The sequence below is a fragment of the Roseiarcus sp. genome, assembly GCF_052145395.1.
In the GTDB taxonomy this organism is placed as follows: Bacteria; Pseudomonadota; Alphaproteobacteria; order Rhizobiales; family Beijerinckiaceae; genus Roseiarcus.
In genome coordinates this window covers 1-13,865 of sequence record NZ_JBKQOT010000901.1, presented here as the reverse complement: position 1 = coordinate 13,865, position 13,865 = coordinate 1, and the positions used below count along the sequence as shown (strand labels likewise).

11 protein-coding genes are annotated in these 13,865 nt (G+C 67.0%); 4 read left to right on the top strand and 7 right to left on the bottom strand.

Translation table 11 applies throughout. The features are described 5' to 3' along the window. Positions 1 to 108: 108 nt before the first annotated feature. Positions 109 to 516 (bottom strand): DJ-1/PfpI family protein, encoded by a 408-nt coding sequence (locus ACLP25_RS31265; RefSeq protein WP_442472976.1) that lies wholly within the window; start codon positions 514 to 516, stop codon positions 109 to 111. Positions 517 to 684: 168 nt separating this feature from the next. Between ACLP25_RS31265 and ACLP25_RS31260 the strand changes: the two genes are divergently transcribed. Beyond that, a complete protein-coding gene (locus ACLP25_RS31260; protein WP_442472975.1) occupies positions 685 to 879 on the top strand; it encodes a hypothetical protein in 195 nt (64 codons plus the stop codon). Between the two features lie 279 nt (positions 880 to 1,158). Here ACLP25_RS31260 and ACLP25_RS31255 read toward each other — a convergent pair whose 3' ends face one another. Continuing rightward, complete coding sequence (locus ACLP25_RS31255) at positions 1,159 to 1,872, bottom strand: response regulator (protein WP_442472974.1); 714 nt, start codon at positions 1,870 to 1,872, stop codon at positions 1,159 to 1,161. Positions 1,873 to 2,110: 238 nt separating this feature from the next. Here ACLP25_RS31255 and ACLP25_RS31250 point away from each other — a divergent pair, with 238 nt between their 5' ends. Together ACLP25_RS31250 and ku (ACLP25_RS31245) are read left to right on the top strand one after the other, a co-directional pair. Beyond that, positions 2,111 to 2,317 (top strand): NepR family anti-sigma factor, encoded by a 207-nt coding sequence (locus ACLP25_RS31250; protein WP_442472973.1) that lies wholly within the window; start codon positions 2,111 to 2,113, stop codon positions 2,315 to 2,317. 252 nt (positions 2,318 to 2,569) lie between these two features. Next, positions 2,570 to 3,394, top strand: a complete 825-nt coding sequence (gene ku, locus ACLP25_RS31245; protein ID WP_442472972.1) for a non-homologous end joining protein Ku — start codon at positions 2,570 to 2,572, stop codon at positions 3,392 to 3,394. A gap of 4 nt (positions 3,395 to 3,398) precedes the next feature. Here the strand turns inward: ku (ACLP25_RS31245) and ligD are convergent, their stop codons facing one another. After that, positions 3,399 to 5,909 (bottom strand): DNA ligase D, encoded by a 2,511-nt coding sequence (gene ligD, locus ACLP25_RS31240; RefSeq protein WP_442472971.1) that lies wholly within the window; start codon positions 5,907 to 5,909, stop codon positions 3,399 to 3,401. A gap of 4 nt (positions 5,910 to 5,913) precedes the next feature. After that, positions 5,914 to 6,801, bottom strand: coding sequence for a non-homologous end joining protein Ku (ku, locus tag ACLP25_RS31235; protein ID WP_442472970.1), 888 nt, complete (start codon positions 6,799 to 6,801; stop codon positions 5,914 to 5,916). A 181-nt stretch (positions 6,802 to 6,982) separates the two neighbouring features. Here ku (ACLP25_RS31235) and ACLP25_RS31230 point away from each other — a divergent pair, with 181 nt between their 5' ends. Next, positions 6,983 to 8,071: a PAS domain S-box protein gene (locus ACLP25_RS31230; protein WP_442472969.1), complete on the top strand. Its 1,089-nt coding sequence runs from the start codon at positions 6,983 to 6,985 to the stop codon at positions 8,069 to 8,071. A gap of 55 nt (positions 8,072 to 8,126) precedes the next feature. On the opposite strand, the gene ACLP25_RS31225 is transcribed toward ACLP25_RS31230, so the two are convergent. The 3 genes from ACLP25_RS31225 to ACLP25_RS31215 all read right to left on the bottom strand — a co-directional run. Continuing rightward, positions 8,127 to 12,494, bottom strand: a complete 4,368-nt coding sequence (locus ACLP25_RS31225; protein ID WP_442472968.1) for a response regulator — start codon at positions 12,492 to 12,494, stop codon at positions 8,127 to 8,129. Between the two features lie 217 nt (positions 12,495 to 12,711). Continuing rightward, positions 12,712 to 12,987 (bottom strand): DUF2312 domain-containing protein, encoded by a 276-nt coding sequence (locus ACLP25_RS31220; RefSeq protein WP_442472967.1) that lies wholly within the window; start codon positions 12,985 to 12,987, stop codon positions 12,712 to 12,714. A 130-nt stretch (positions 12,988 to 13,117) separates the two neighbouring features. Continuing rightward, positions 13,118 to 13,865, bottom strand: a 748-nt coding sequence (locus tag ACLP25_RS31215) for an N-formylglutamate amidohydrolase (protein ID WP_442472966.1), incomplete at its 5' end; no start/stop codon positions are given.

Genomic DNA, 13,865 nt, shown 5'->3' with positions numbered 1-13,865 from the left:
CAGCAGCGCCAGCAATTCAGCGCGCTGGCGAGGCGAAAGAAACCCGCCGCGAATCATGCCTCCAGCCGAATCCGAAAACCCTTCCGACGCAAGCCCCTTTTCGCCCCCTCAATGAGTCCGGGTATAGGATGTCATCCTTCGCCCCTCGGCGGCGTCTGCTTGCACGAGCAGCCAGGGCGCGTGGCAGATGGCGGCGACCAGTCTGCCGCTGTCCAGGAAAGCCCGAACGACGCGCATGGCGCTCTCGTCGACGCGGAGCTTGTCGGGATTGATGACCCCGCCGGGCAGGACGAGCGCATCGTAGCCCTCGGGCCTGGCGTCGGCGATCTTGAGGTCGGCCGGCGCGGTCTCGCCCCAGTCGGTCTTGTTCCAGCCGCGGATGGGTGATCCGGTCGGCGTCGCGACGTCCACCTTCGCCCCGGCCTTGCGGAGTGCGTCGCGAGGAACTGTCAACTCGAGCTGCTCGAAGCCGTCGGCAGCGAGAATCAGGAAGCGGGCGTTGCGAATGTCGGGCATGGGGATCTCCAGGTGAGGCGCAGCCCCCGGGCGCCCAACTGCGCATGGCGGCGATTGTTCCTGGATTAACCGTCCCTTAACCGTCCGCCCCCTTCGGGACCGGCTGCGGTCGGACGCGAGGAACAAAGGACTGCCGGACGCATTGCTGTGAGAGAGATGGAGACTTTGATGCCCACCCAGAAGCCCGGCGAGGGGATTCCGACCCCGGAGCCCGACGTCATCCGGCCGCCCGCTCCGCCGGAGACGCCTCCGCCGGATTTTCCGGCCGAGGTCCCCGCGCCCGAGCCCGACGTCATCTCGCCGTCGGACCCGCAGGAGTTGCCGCCGCCGGGCCCTGAGGTAACACTGCCCGACGGACCCTAGGGCCGGTGCAGGAGCAGTCCCTCTTTCTAATTGAGCAACCCCTGATGAACCGGATCGTCGGAGGGTTCGTCGTGGCGCGCCCGGGCGCCCGGCTCTCGCGTGGTCGTTCGGCCGCGGGTTCGGGTCTTCACAGGGCCGAATCGAGCGGCGAGAGGAATCGCGAGCGGAGGCGGGCGCGCCGCGGCGCGACCCAGGCTTGCTCAGGCGGCTGCTCTCGCCCGCCGGTCGAAGAACAGGGCCTGGCTCACCGCCGAGCGCACCGTATCCGCATTGAACGGCTTACAGAAGGAAGACTGGCTCCGGCCGGTTCCCCGCGGATCCGAGGAAGATGCCCGGATGCTCGGTGACGAACACCACCGGCTTGCCTTTCTTGCCGACGATTTCGTTGACCGCGTCGATGCCAGAGCTGCCGTCGGCGAGCTGGATGTCGGCGACGATCAGCTCGGGCTCCCGCTCGGCCGCGAGCGCGACGGCCTGGCGGCGAGTCCGGACCACCCCCACGACCTGATGGCCGAGATCCTCCACGATATGTTCGAGGTCCATCGCGACGATCGGTTCGTCTTCGATGATCATGACCCGCGCAGCGAGCTCGCGCGCGAGGTCGCCGGCGCCGCGCGCCAGCAGGCTATTTACCCGACCGCGACCGACGTCCATGATCGCCGCGACCTCTGCGACCGAGAAGCTCTCGACCGTGTGCAGGAGGAAAGCCTGGCGCGTCTGCGGCGAAAGCGCTGCGAGTTTGCGATCGACGGCCGACGCCAGCGCCGCGTCGTAATCCGGATCGTCGCGGCAGGTCGCGGGCCATACCTTCAGAAACGCATGGTACAGCGCCATCCTGGGCGGGATGTCGCGCCGGAACGCGCGCGGCTCGGCGATGAGGTATTCGAGGGTCGCAGCGACGTAGGCGTCTCCGCTCTCCTGGCTTCCGTTGAGAGCGCACGAAAAACGCCGGAGATAGGGGAGCGATTGCCCAATTTCGTTCGAGATTGGCATCGATTCATACCCTCCTGGCCAGCCGAGCCGTCGCATGACGGCGTCCCCGCCGGCTTCCCCGCGCCTACTTAGCTTGCCACTAGACTGGTAGTAAGCAATTGTGGAAAATACCTAGGTTCCGCCTCTTGAAGTCGGCGACACCGAAGTGACAAGATTCAGGGCTTCAAGCGCTTCGCGCCGGACCTATCGGTCGCTGACCCTGGTCGACCGCCACTGATGAGGTTTCGAAGAGGACAACATGGCCAAGTCGAACGCCTTGGAAGATCGGTCTGCTGCTCCGCCGGCGCTCGACGCGGCGCCGCTCGACGCGATCGGGCGCGCCCTGAAGGCCCATTATGACGACCTTCTCCAGGCGCCGCTCCCGGCCCGGTTCGAGGAACTTCTCTCCGGGCTCGACGCGGCGGGCGAGGCGCGAGGCAAAGCGCGGGGCGCCGCGCGTCGTTAGGGCGCTGCTTTTGCGCAGCCATTGGCTGCGCCGCGCGCCTCACCATGAAGGCAATGCGCATGGCGCTCTTCCCAAGATCAACACTGTCGCCTGAATGGAACCGTAAGCGGCGACGTGCGTTTCTTTGCTCGGCCCCCGACCGCGCCGGCGGCCTCTGGCGATCTCGGGCGCGGGAGACGCTCTTGCATGAGAAGTGGTGGAGCGCGTTCGGCGTCGACAGACTTGTCGAACCCGTGAAGAGGCTCTGAAGCCATGGCGCCGCGCGCCTTCTGGAAGGGCTATCTGAAACTGTCGCTGGTCACGTGCCCCGTCGCGCTTTCGCCGGCGACAAGCGACAGCGAGAAGATTCGCTTCCACACCCTCAACCGCAAGACGGGAAACCGCGTCGTTAGCCGGTACGTCGACGAAGAGACCGGGCGCAGGGTCGAGGAGGACGACGAGGCGAAGGGATATGCCCGCGGGGAAGCCGATTATCTCATTCTGGAGGACGAGGAACTTGAGTCCGTCCGGCTCGACAGCGCCCGCAGCATCGACATCGAAGGCTTCATGCCGCGCGACAGCATCGACTGGGTTTGGTGCGACACGCCGTTCTACCTGGCGCCCGACGATCCGGTCGGCGAGGAGGCCTACTGCGTCATCCGCGACGCCATGCGCTCGACGGGGACGATCGGCGTGTCCCGGCTCGTTCTCTATCGTCGCGAGCGCGCGGTGATCCTGAAGCCGCGCGAAAAGGGGATCGTGCTTTGGACCCTGCGCTACGGCGAGGAAGTCACGGACCCTCGCGACATCTTCGCCGGCGTTGGCGACCGCGACGTCGATCCCGGCCTCCTCCGCCTGATCGAAAAGGTGATAGAGGAGCGCAAGGCGCCCTGGAGCTCCGAGATGGTCCGCGACCCCGTCCAGGAACGGCTGAGCGAGCTTATCAACGAGAAAAAGAAAGGACTTCCGCATAAAACCGCGTCCAAGCAGGAGCCGGACGAAACGCCGTCCAACGTGGTTAACATCATGGACGCCTTGCGCCGCAGCGTCGCCGCCGAAGCCAAAGCAAAAAAGCCGCCGGCCAAGCCGAAACGCTGACTCTTTAGGCCGCTTTCCGCCGGCGGCGTTTCCCCGAGCCGACCGGCGCGGCAGCCGCGCGAAAATCGGCCCACGGATCCCGGCGCAGCGAAGCGAGGCGAGCGGGCGTATTGGCGACCGTGAAGAACGCCGGCCCGATCCCCGGCCCCAGTTCGTCCCATTCGAGCGGCGCCGAGACGGCCGCGCCGGGGCGCGCGCGCGTCGAATAGGCCGCGACGGCGGTCATCCCGCGCTGATTGCGAAGATAGTCGATCAGAATCTTTCCCGTGCGTTTCGCCTTGGCGATGGTGGAGACGTAGCGTCCGGGACTGTCCGCCGCCATCGCGTCGGCGATCGACTTGGTGAACGCTTTGACCTCCGGCCAATCGGCCGCAGGGGTCAACGGCGAGACGACATGCAGGCCCTTGCCGCCCGACGTCTTGACGAAGGCGGCGAGGCCCCTGTCGGCGAGCCGCGCGCGCACCTCCCGCGCCGCCTCGATCACGCTCTCCCACGCCACGCCCTCTCCGGGATCGAGGTCCATGACGATCGTCTCGGGACGCTCCCAGTCGGCGAGCGTCGAACCCCACGGATGAATCTCGAGCGCGCCCGACTGGACAAGGTCGATCAGGCCGTCGAAGTCGCGGATCGCGATCAGCGGCTCGCCGGGCTCCTTTGGGTCGCGCGCCAGCATGATGGCATCGCCGTGGCCCTTCCACGCGTGCTTCTGGAAGAATTTTTGGCCGTTGATCCCATCGGGGCAGCGCAGGAGCGCGAGCGGCCGCTCGACGACGAAAGGCGCCATGCGGCTCCACACCTCGGCGTAGTAGTCCGCAAGGCCCTCCTTGGTCACTCCGTCGTCCGGCCAGTAGAGACGGTCGGGATGCGTGAGCGTCATGGCGTGCGTCCCCGGTTTCGGCTGCGCTTCGGAGCGCGGCTCCTCGCGCACGATCTCTTCAGCGGGCTTGTCCTCGCGCAACCCTCGGAACGAGGCGTGGCGCAGAAGGCCGTCGGCCGTCCAGGCGCGGAAGTCGACCTCCGCGACCAGCTCTGGCCGGACGTAGCGGATTTGGCGCGCCTGGTCGGCGCTGAGCCGGTCGGCGAAGGGACTGGTCGGGCTGCGAATCGTCTCGAGGCGCTGAAAGAGACCCTGCGCCACGGCGGCGCTGAAGCCGGTTCCGACCCGGCCGACGTAGCGCAAGGCGCGCTGCTCGTAGACGCCGAGCGCAAGCGAGCCGATCGACTTGGCCGAGGCGGTCGAAACCGTAAAGCCGCCGATCACGAATTCCTGTCGCGCGGCGCATTTGCACTTGAGCCAGCTCCGGCCGCGCCCGGCTCGATAGGGGGAATCGCGGTCCTTCGAGATCACGCCTTCCAGCCCGAGCCGGCAGGCGTGACGCAGCACGATTTCGCCGCTCTCCTCGAAATGGCCGCTGAAGCGCAGCGGTCCTGCGTCCTCTCCTAAGATGGCCTGAAGCGCTTCCTTGCGGCGGATGAGCGGGGTCCCGGTCAGGTCGTAGCCGTCGAGATAGGGAAGATCGAAAGCGTAGTAGACGAGCAGGTCGGTCCGCCCTTCACTCAGCGCCTCCTGCAGCGCCGAGAAGTTCGAAGCGCCGCTGGTCTCGACCACGAGCTCGCCATCGATTACGGCCTCGCGCACGGGCAAGGCTCGGAACGCCTCGACGATTTCCGGCCCGAATTTTCCCGTCCAGTCGAGTCCGCCGCGCGTGATCAACCGCACGCGGCCGTCGGCGATCCGCGCCAAGATGCGATACCCGTCAAGCTTGACCTCATGAATCCAGCGCGCGCCGTCAGGCGGCGTTTCGGCCAGCGTCGCGAGCATCGGCTCAACGACCGAGGGCGTCGGGGCCTTTTTCGCGCCCGGCAGGGACGCAGGGTCGAAGGCGGCGCCGCGCGTGGCCTTCTTCGCCCAGGCCCCGATCGGACCCTCCTTCGACCACCCCGGCGCGTCCTCAGCAACCTCGTCGATCGGCCTTCCGGTCGAGACCGATTCCGGCCGCTCTTCGAGAATGTCGGCCTCGTCCTTTTCGCGCGCGTATTGGTCGTGGCTCTTGATCAGGAGCCAGTTCAAGTGCTTGTCGCGAGGCTTCGGACGCATTCGGACCAGCATCCAGCGGCCCTGGAGCTTCTCCCCGTGAAGCTCGAATTCAAGATGACCCTTGGCGAGCCCGGCATGGGGGTCGCCGATCGGCGTCCAGAATCCCCTGTCCCAGAGGAGCACCGCGCCGCCGCCGTATTCGCCCTTCGGGATCGTGCCCTCGAAGGCGCCGTATTCGAGCGGATGGTCCTCGACCTCGACGGCGAGGCGCTTCTCGCCGGGAACGAGGCTCGGCCCGCGCGTCACCGCCCAGCTCTTCAGGACGCCGTCCAGCTCGAGGCGGAAATCGTAGTGGAGCCGGCGCGCGTCATGCTTCTGCACGACGAACAGGTGGCCGTCGTCTGCGCCCGCCGCCGTCGGGTTGGGCTCGGGCGTCGTCGAGAAGTTGCGCTTGGCGCGGTATCGCTCCAGCGCCATGCGATCAGCCTGCAGCCTTCCGCCGGCCGCCGCGCCGCGGCTCCGACCTTTCCGGCGTTCGAGGCGGCGGCGCCTTCCCGCCGAGCCCGGCGCTCTCGCGCAACGCGGCCATGAGATCGGTTGCAGGCGTCGGTTTGGCCCGCTTCGGCGGCTCGATCCGGCGGCCTTCGAGCTTGGCCTTGACCAGGTCCGCCAGCGCGGCCTCGTAGCGGTCGTGGAAAGCGCGCGGGTCGAATGCGCCGCGCTTCGTCTGAATGATGTGCTCGGCGAGTTCGAGCATCTCGCCCTTGATCTCGATGTCGGGCACGTCGGCGAACGCGTCCCGCGCCGACCGGACCTCGTAATCGTAATTGAGCGTGATCGCCGCCAGTTCTGGTCCGCTGGCGCGGATCAGCACGGCGCGCGCCCGCCGGAAAAGCACCGTCTCGGCGATCGCGACCGTGGCGGTTCGACTAAGACCGCCGTGGATTACCGCGAAGGCCTCGTAGGCGCTCCGGTCGGACGGCGCCAGATAGTAGGGCCTGTCGAAATAGATCTCGTCGATTTCCGCCTCATCGACGAAGGCGGAGACGGCGAGGGTCTTGTCGCTGCGCGGAACCGCAGCGGCGATCTCCTCGGGTTCGAGCACCACATATTCATCCCTGCCGACTTCGTATCCCTTGACCTGATCCTCCCGCTCGACGGGCTCGTCGGTCACCGAATCGAAGAATTGCCGACGCAGCCGCGAGCCGCTGCTCCGGCTCACGGAATGAAGAGCAATACGCTCCGAACGCGACACGGCCGCGTAAAGCGCGACCGGGCAGGTCAGCTCGGCGATCTTGAGATAGCCTTTCCAGCTCGCTCTCGGCTGCGCCACGAGTTTCGACCCCTCTTTGGCATTGAGAAACGTCATCCCATCTGTATTGTTCCGGAGCGTACGCCGTTCGGAAGTCACGACGCGCGAACAGCGCATTGGCGATCCAAGCTTAGAGGCGGCGAACGACGCGCATCGCTCCTCGTCGAAGGACCTACGAGCAGATGTTTACGTCACTCAACATAGGCACCCACGTATTCTGCCGCCGGAGCGGCGACCCATGAGCAACGTCGATCAACCGGTCCATCCGCCGCCGACGGGCATGGGGAACGGAGGCAATGTTCAGGCGCCAAAGCGGCTGGAAGAGGGCGGCCGGGCCATCCGCGAGGCGCTGCATTATGCGGCGATCGTCGAGTCGTCCGACGACGCCATTCTGTCCAAGGACCTCGACGGCGTCATCCTGAGCTGGAACCGGGGCGCGGAGCGCCTGTTCGGCTATTCCGCGGCGGAAGCGATCGGACAGCCGGTGACGCTGATCATCCCCAGGGAGCGCCACGAAGAAGAGCCGAAGATCCTCGATACGATCCGGCGCGGCGAGCCCATTCATCATTTCGAGACCGTGCGCCAGCACAAGCACGGCAATCTGATCGACATCTCGCTCACCGTCTCGCCGATCCGGAACGCGAGGGGCGAGATCATCGGCGCCTCGAAGATCGCCCGCGACATCACCGAGCTCAAGAGGGCGCGCGACCGGCAGCAGCTGCTTCTGCGCGAGATGAGTCATCGGGTGAAGAACCTGTTCGCCCTTTCGAGCAGCATCGTGGGCTTGAGCGCGCGCTCGGCGCATTCGGTTCAGGAGCTCGCGGATGCGGCCCGGGAGCGGCTCGCGGCGCTGGCGCGAGCGCATGCCCTGACTTTCGCGCATGGCGTGGTCGAATCGTCGGACCACCCCGCGACGCTCCAGTCCCTCATTCGGACGATCGTGGCGCCGTTCGACGGGCAGGGTCAGGACGGTCGCTCCCGGATTGCGGTGTCGGGCGCGGATCTCCCGGTCGCGTCGGGATCGGTCGCGAGCCTGGCGCTCCTGATTCACGAATTCGCGACCAACGCCGCCAAGTACGGCGCGCTGTCGACGGAAGTCGGAACGATCGACGTCGTCAGCGTCGAGGACGGCGAGCAGGTCGCGCTGAACTGGACGGAGCGGGGCGGCCCCCCGGTCGTCCAGCCCGCCGCGGGGCGCGAAGGATTCGGGGGCGTGCTCTCGCGCATTGCAGTCGAGAAGCAGCTCGGCGGCGAGCTTTCCCGGGAATGGAAGCCGGATGGCCTCTCGATCCGCCTCATCGTTCCCATGTCCAGCCTGACGGGTTGATCCCGACCGCAGGCGACGGCGCGGCGGCGGAATTGGCCGCCTCCCCGGGACGCATTCAATCCCTGTCCGCACCCGAGCCGGACGATGACATCGCGGTCATGAGGGCCCTGGCGATGCTCTTTTCGTCATAGGGCTTTTGGAGAACCACCGCGTCAGGGACCGCGTCCGCGCGGCCGGCGCGCGTCCGCATCTCGTAGCCGGTGGCGAAAACGACGCGCAGGTCCGGGCGGCGCTCGACGGCGAGGGCCGCGAGGTCCTCTCCCGACATGCCCGGCAGTGCGAGGTCCGTCACGATGACGTCGAACGCGCCCGTGTCGAGCCTTTCGAGAGCCGCCGCGCCATTCTCCGCCTCGGTGACCGAATGACCGAGACTCGCCAGCATTTCCCCGGTGGAGAACCGGATCAGGGCGTCGTCCTCGACCAGAAGAACCTGGAGCGGCCGCGCCGGCAGGCGCAGGTCGCCGGCGGGGCGCCGTTCCTTGGAACGCTGGGGCGACCGGGCGACGCGGCGCTGCTGCTGGTTGCGCAGGACATAACGGATTTTGCGGGCCAGCGCCTCGCGGCTGTAGGGCTTGCTGAGAAGCTCGATGCCTTCGTCCAGACGGCCGCCGTGAACGATGGCGTTCTCGGTGTATCCAGAGGTGAAGAGCACGGCGAGATTGGGCAGGCGTTCCTTCGCTTTGTGGGCAAGCTCCGGGCTGCGCAGGGGGCCGGGCATAACCACGTCGGTAAACAAAAGGTCGATCGGAACGCCGCTCTCGACAATCGCCAGCGCGCTTTCGGCGTCCTTCGCCTTCAGGACGCGATAGCCGATATCGGAGAGCATATCGACAACGGTCCCCCGCACCTCTGCATCGTCTTCCACGACGAGAACGGTTTCCGCGCCGCCCGTCGCGGGGCCGACGTCGGTGTCCGTTTCGACGTCTTCCAGCGCTCGCGCCCGAGGCAGATAGATGCGCACCGTCGTGCCGTGGCCCACTTCGCTGTAGATTTTGACGTGTCCCCCAGACTGCTTCACGAACCCGTAGACCATGCTGAGCCCGAGACCGGTCCCCTGGCCCTCCGGCTTCGTCGTGAAGAACGGCTCGAAGACCTGATCCATGATGTCGGGAGGGATCCCGACGCCGGTGTCCGAGACGGCGATCATGACGTACTGACCCGCTGACACTTCGGCGTGGCGCGCGGCATAGCCGTCGTCGAGATAGGCGTTGCCGGCTTCGATCGTGAGCTTTCCGTGCCCGTCCATCGCGTCGCGCGCGTTGATCGCCAGGTTGAGCAGGGCGTTTTCGACCTGGACCGTGTCGACGAAGGTGTTCCACAATCCGCCGGCGACGATAGTCTCGATTTCAACCCCTTCGCCGAGCGCCCGGCGGAGCATGTCGTCGATGCTGCGGATCAGGCGGCCGAGATTGACGACCTTCGGCGCGAGCGGCTGCCGCCGTCCGAATGCGAGCAGCTGCGCGGCCAGTTTGGATCCGCGCGAGATGGCGGAGATGGCCGTCTGCAGACGCTGCTCGGCGCGCGCGTTGCCGGCGATGTCGCGGCCGATGAGCTGCAAGTTGCCGCCGATGACCTGCAGGACGTTGTTGAAGTCGTGCGCCACGCCGCCGGTGAGTTTGCCGACGGCTTCCATCTTCTGCGCCTGGAGCAGCTGGGCCTCGGCCCGCGCGCGCTCGGCGATCGCAGCGGCGACGCGCTGCTCCAGCGACTCGTTGGCCTGGAGCAGGATCTGTTCGGCTTCCTTGCGGTCGGCGATGTCGATCACCGAGCCGATATATCCGAGGAATTGTCCGTCGTCGTCGAAGCGGGGTCCGGCGGCGCTCAGCGCCCAGCGATATCCGCCGTCGCTGCGGCGCAGCCGATACTCGATCCGGAACGGCGCGCGACCCGCATTCGCCTCCAAGAAGGCGCTGCGCGCCCGCTGACGGTCCTCGGGATGCAAGGCTTCCCAGGCGCCGAACCCCAGCGCCTCCTCCTGAAGCTGTCCGGTGAACTCCGTCCACTGCCGGTTGAGGTAGGTGAGAGATCCGGTCGGATCGGTCATCCACATCATCACCGGCGCGTGCTCGGCCATGTTGCGGAAGCGCGCCTCGCTTTCCCGCAGGTCGCGCGTCGCCTCCCGCCGAAGGAGCGCCGTCTCGAGATTGGCGTTCACGCGAGCGATCAGCTCCCGCGCCGAGAAGGGCTTCGTCAGGTAGTCGTCGGCCGAGGCGTCCAGGCCCTCCACGCGGGCGTCCTCGCCGGCGCGCGCCGACAGGAGGATCACGGGAAGGTCGCGGAACGCATCCTCGCGCCTGAGCTCGCGCAAAAGGCCAAAGCCGTCGAGACGCGGCATCATGACGTCGCTGAGGACCAGGTCGGGCTTTCGCGCCCGGACGGCTTCCAGCGCCTCTTGACCGTCCGCGGCCGTCTCGATTTCCCATCGCGATCCGAGCAGCCGGCGGACGTAGTTGCGCATGTCGACGTTGTCGTCGACAACCAGGATGCGGGACCCGGCGGTCCGTCCCTCAAACCCGATCTCGACAATTTCGTCGGCGCGATCGTCTGGACTTTCACCCGACGCGTCGTCCGAGGGGAGCCACCGCAAAGCCTCCTCGACGAAGGCCCCGGCGCGCAGCGAGGTCGAGATACGGGAGCGTCCGCTGCCGATTTTTTCCGCCGAGAGATGCCCCGTCCCATACGGGATCGAGATTGTGAACGCCGTGCCCTTGCCTTCCTCGCTTTCCGCCTCGGTCGTCCCGCCGTGCAGCCTCACGAGCTCCTGCACCAGCGCGAGGCCGATCCCCGACCCTTCGAACGAGCGGCTTCTCTGCCCTTCGATCCGGTGGAATCGCTCGAACAGCTTCGGCAGCTCCGATTGCGGAATCCCGACCCCGGTGTCGCGCACGATCAGTTTTGCGAACCGGCGATCCGCCGAACTCCTCAGTGCGATCGTGATCCCCCCCTCGAAAGTGAACTTGAACGCGTTCGACAGGAGATTGAGGACGATCTTCTCCCACATGTCGCGGTCGACATAGACGGGCTCGGGAAGTTCCGCGCAGTCGATCCGCAGCGTGATGCCGGCCCGCTCCGTCGCCGACTCGAAGTTCGACGCCAGTTCGCCGGTCAGCCGCGCAAGATCGACCGGCTCGAAGCTGACGTCGGCGCGACCCGCCTCGATGCGAGAGAAATCCAGGAGCGCGTTCACAAGCCTCAGCAAGCGGAGACTGTTCCGATGCGCCGTCTCCAGACGGCCGCGATGGGTCGGATTGAGCCGGTTGGGCGCGTCCTCCAGCACGTCCTCGATCGGCCCGAGCATCAGCGTCAGCGGCGTGCGGAACTCGTGGCTGATGTTCGAGAAGAAGGTCGTCTTGGCGCGGTCGAGCTCCGCCAGTGCTTCGGCGCGCCGTCGCTCCTCCTCGTGGGCCTGAGCGTTCGCGATCGCCGCGGCGATCTGCCCCGCGGCGAGACTGAGAAAGCCGCGGTAGTTCTCGTCGAGCAGCCGGAACGGATTGAGGCCGACCACAAGCACGCCCGCGCGCCCCGTTTCGCCTGTCGGCAAGATGGGAATCAAGGCCGCCTGGGTCGGGGGAGTGGGCCACGGACCCGCGGGGATGGCCGTGTCCGAAAGCAGCGCCTTCAGGTCGGCGACGACTTGGATCGTCTGCGACCGCAGGACGTCCTTGAGAGGCCAGGGGCTCACGCGCTCGAACTCGATCGTCGCGGGCGCAAGCCTATGGCCGGGGTCGATGCCCGACGCCCCCGCGAGCTCCGCCGAGCAGGCGTCCCGGTCGGCGACATAGATCATGGCGAACGGGAGATCGCACGGGTTCTTTTCCAGCGCGGCGGCGCTCTGCCTGCAGGCTTCCCGCCAGTTGCGCGCGTGGCTCGCCTCCGTCGCGAGATCCCGGAGCAGCCCGAGTTGCCGCTCGCCGAGCACGCGCCGCGTATCGTCGCTGTTGGCGCAGAAGATCCCGCCAACCGCGCCGTCGTCGTTCGGGATCGGGCTGTACGAGAAGGTGTAGTAGGTCTCTTCCGGATAGCCGTTGCGCTCCATGATCAGGAGCTGAGACTCGACATACGTGCCCTGATCGCCGCCGAGCGCGGTATCCAGCATCGGGCCGATCTCAGGCCAGATTTCGCGCCAGACTTCGCGCGTGGGCCGGCCGAGCGCCCAGGGGTGTTTGCCGCCGATGATGGACTTGTAAGGATCGTTATAGAAAAAGAGGAGCTCTTCCCCCCAGCCGATCCAGATCGGCTGGCGGGACGTCAACATGATCCGGATGGCCATCTTGAGGCTTTGCGGCCAGAACGCCGGCGGCCCCAATGGCGTCTCATGCCAGGGATGGGCCCGCAACAGCGCGCCGAGTTCCCCGCCTCCGGACAGGAAATCGGGAATCGGCTCCTTCGGGCCCCCTCCGCCCGTCGTCGCAGACGCGCTCATAGACGTCATCCTGAGTGGCGGCTAAGTCAAAAAAACGGAAACAGGAAAACGGAAAACGGCGCGGAACTGATCGCGCGACGAATGACAGATAGGGGACATTCGTTTGCCGGTCTAGGCGCCCGCTCCGAGCCGCCTAGCGTCCGCATGCCGCTCAGCCGACGCGTCTTTTGCCTGCGACGAGGTCTTTGCAGACCGCGGAGCCTGGAATGCGGCGCCCTCAGTTCATTCCCAGCGCCGCCAGGTAAAGGTCGAGGATCGTCTCTTCCTCGATCCGCTTGTCGCGGTCCTGTTTGCGGATCGACACGATCTTGCGCATGACTTTCACGTCGAAGCCGTTGGCCTTGGCCTCGCCGTAGACATCCTTGATGTCGTCGGAGAGCGCACGCTTCTCCTCCTCGAGCCGCTCGATGCGCTCGATGAAGGCGCGCAAATGGCCGGCGTTGACCTCCTCGATCCCGGCCGCGATCTCGTCCTTTTTCGCCGGCTCAGCCATAGCGACTCTCTTCCTGTCTTCTCGGGGGCGGCGACAAGGACGCCAAACGCAAAGCGGCGTCAAGGCCGCGCGCCTTGTGGACGAACCGCGGCGAGGGTGTGGCTGACCCTTCGCCCAGCGGTAGGGGGTGCTATCGCGGGGCGAGGGGACGCGCCGGGCAGGCGCGGCTGCCAAAATCTTTCGGCGCCCGGGAGCCCGGGTCGGCGAGGATGGGCATGAGAAGCCGGCCGAGCCGGTCGGCCCAGGCCTCGGCGCCTGCCTGTTCGGCGATCAGGTCCTGGCGGACCTCGATCAGCGCGTTGGCGAGGCCGCGGGCGGTGGCGACGGCGTCGATCGTGTCGCCCGCAAGCGCCCCGTCGTAAGGCTCGTTGTCGCCAATGCCGTGAGCGTGGAGGTCCTCCTCATCGTGGAGGGCGGCGAGAAGCGGCGCGGGAATGCGGTCGTCGCGGTCCCACAAAACACCGATCTTCCACCGCCGCGCCGTCCCGCGCCAGACGGGGGTGAAGGAATGGATCGAGACGAGCCCCGGCGGTTCGCCGGTCGCCAGCATCGCCTCGATCGTGGCGGCGACCGTCTCGCGATAGGGCGCCCAGTAGCGCTCGCGCCTCAGCGCGATCTCGGCGCTGTCTGCCCGCGCGTTGCCGGGCACGATCTCCCCGTCGGAATAGCGCATGACCAGCGTCGGATCGTCGGCGCCGCGGTTGGGGTCGATCAGCAGGCGCGAGAAGGTTGAGAGCACGGCGGGCGCGTCGAGCCGCAACGCCAGCGCGCGGGTCAGAGCCGCCGCGCCGATGTCGTAGGCGATGTGACGCTCGAGCGCTTGTGGATCGAGGCCGAGCGTCCCGTAATCCGGCGGCAGGGCGTTCGAGGCGTGGTCG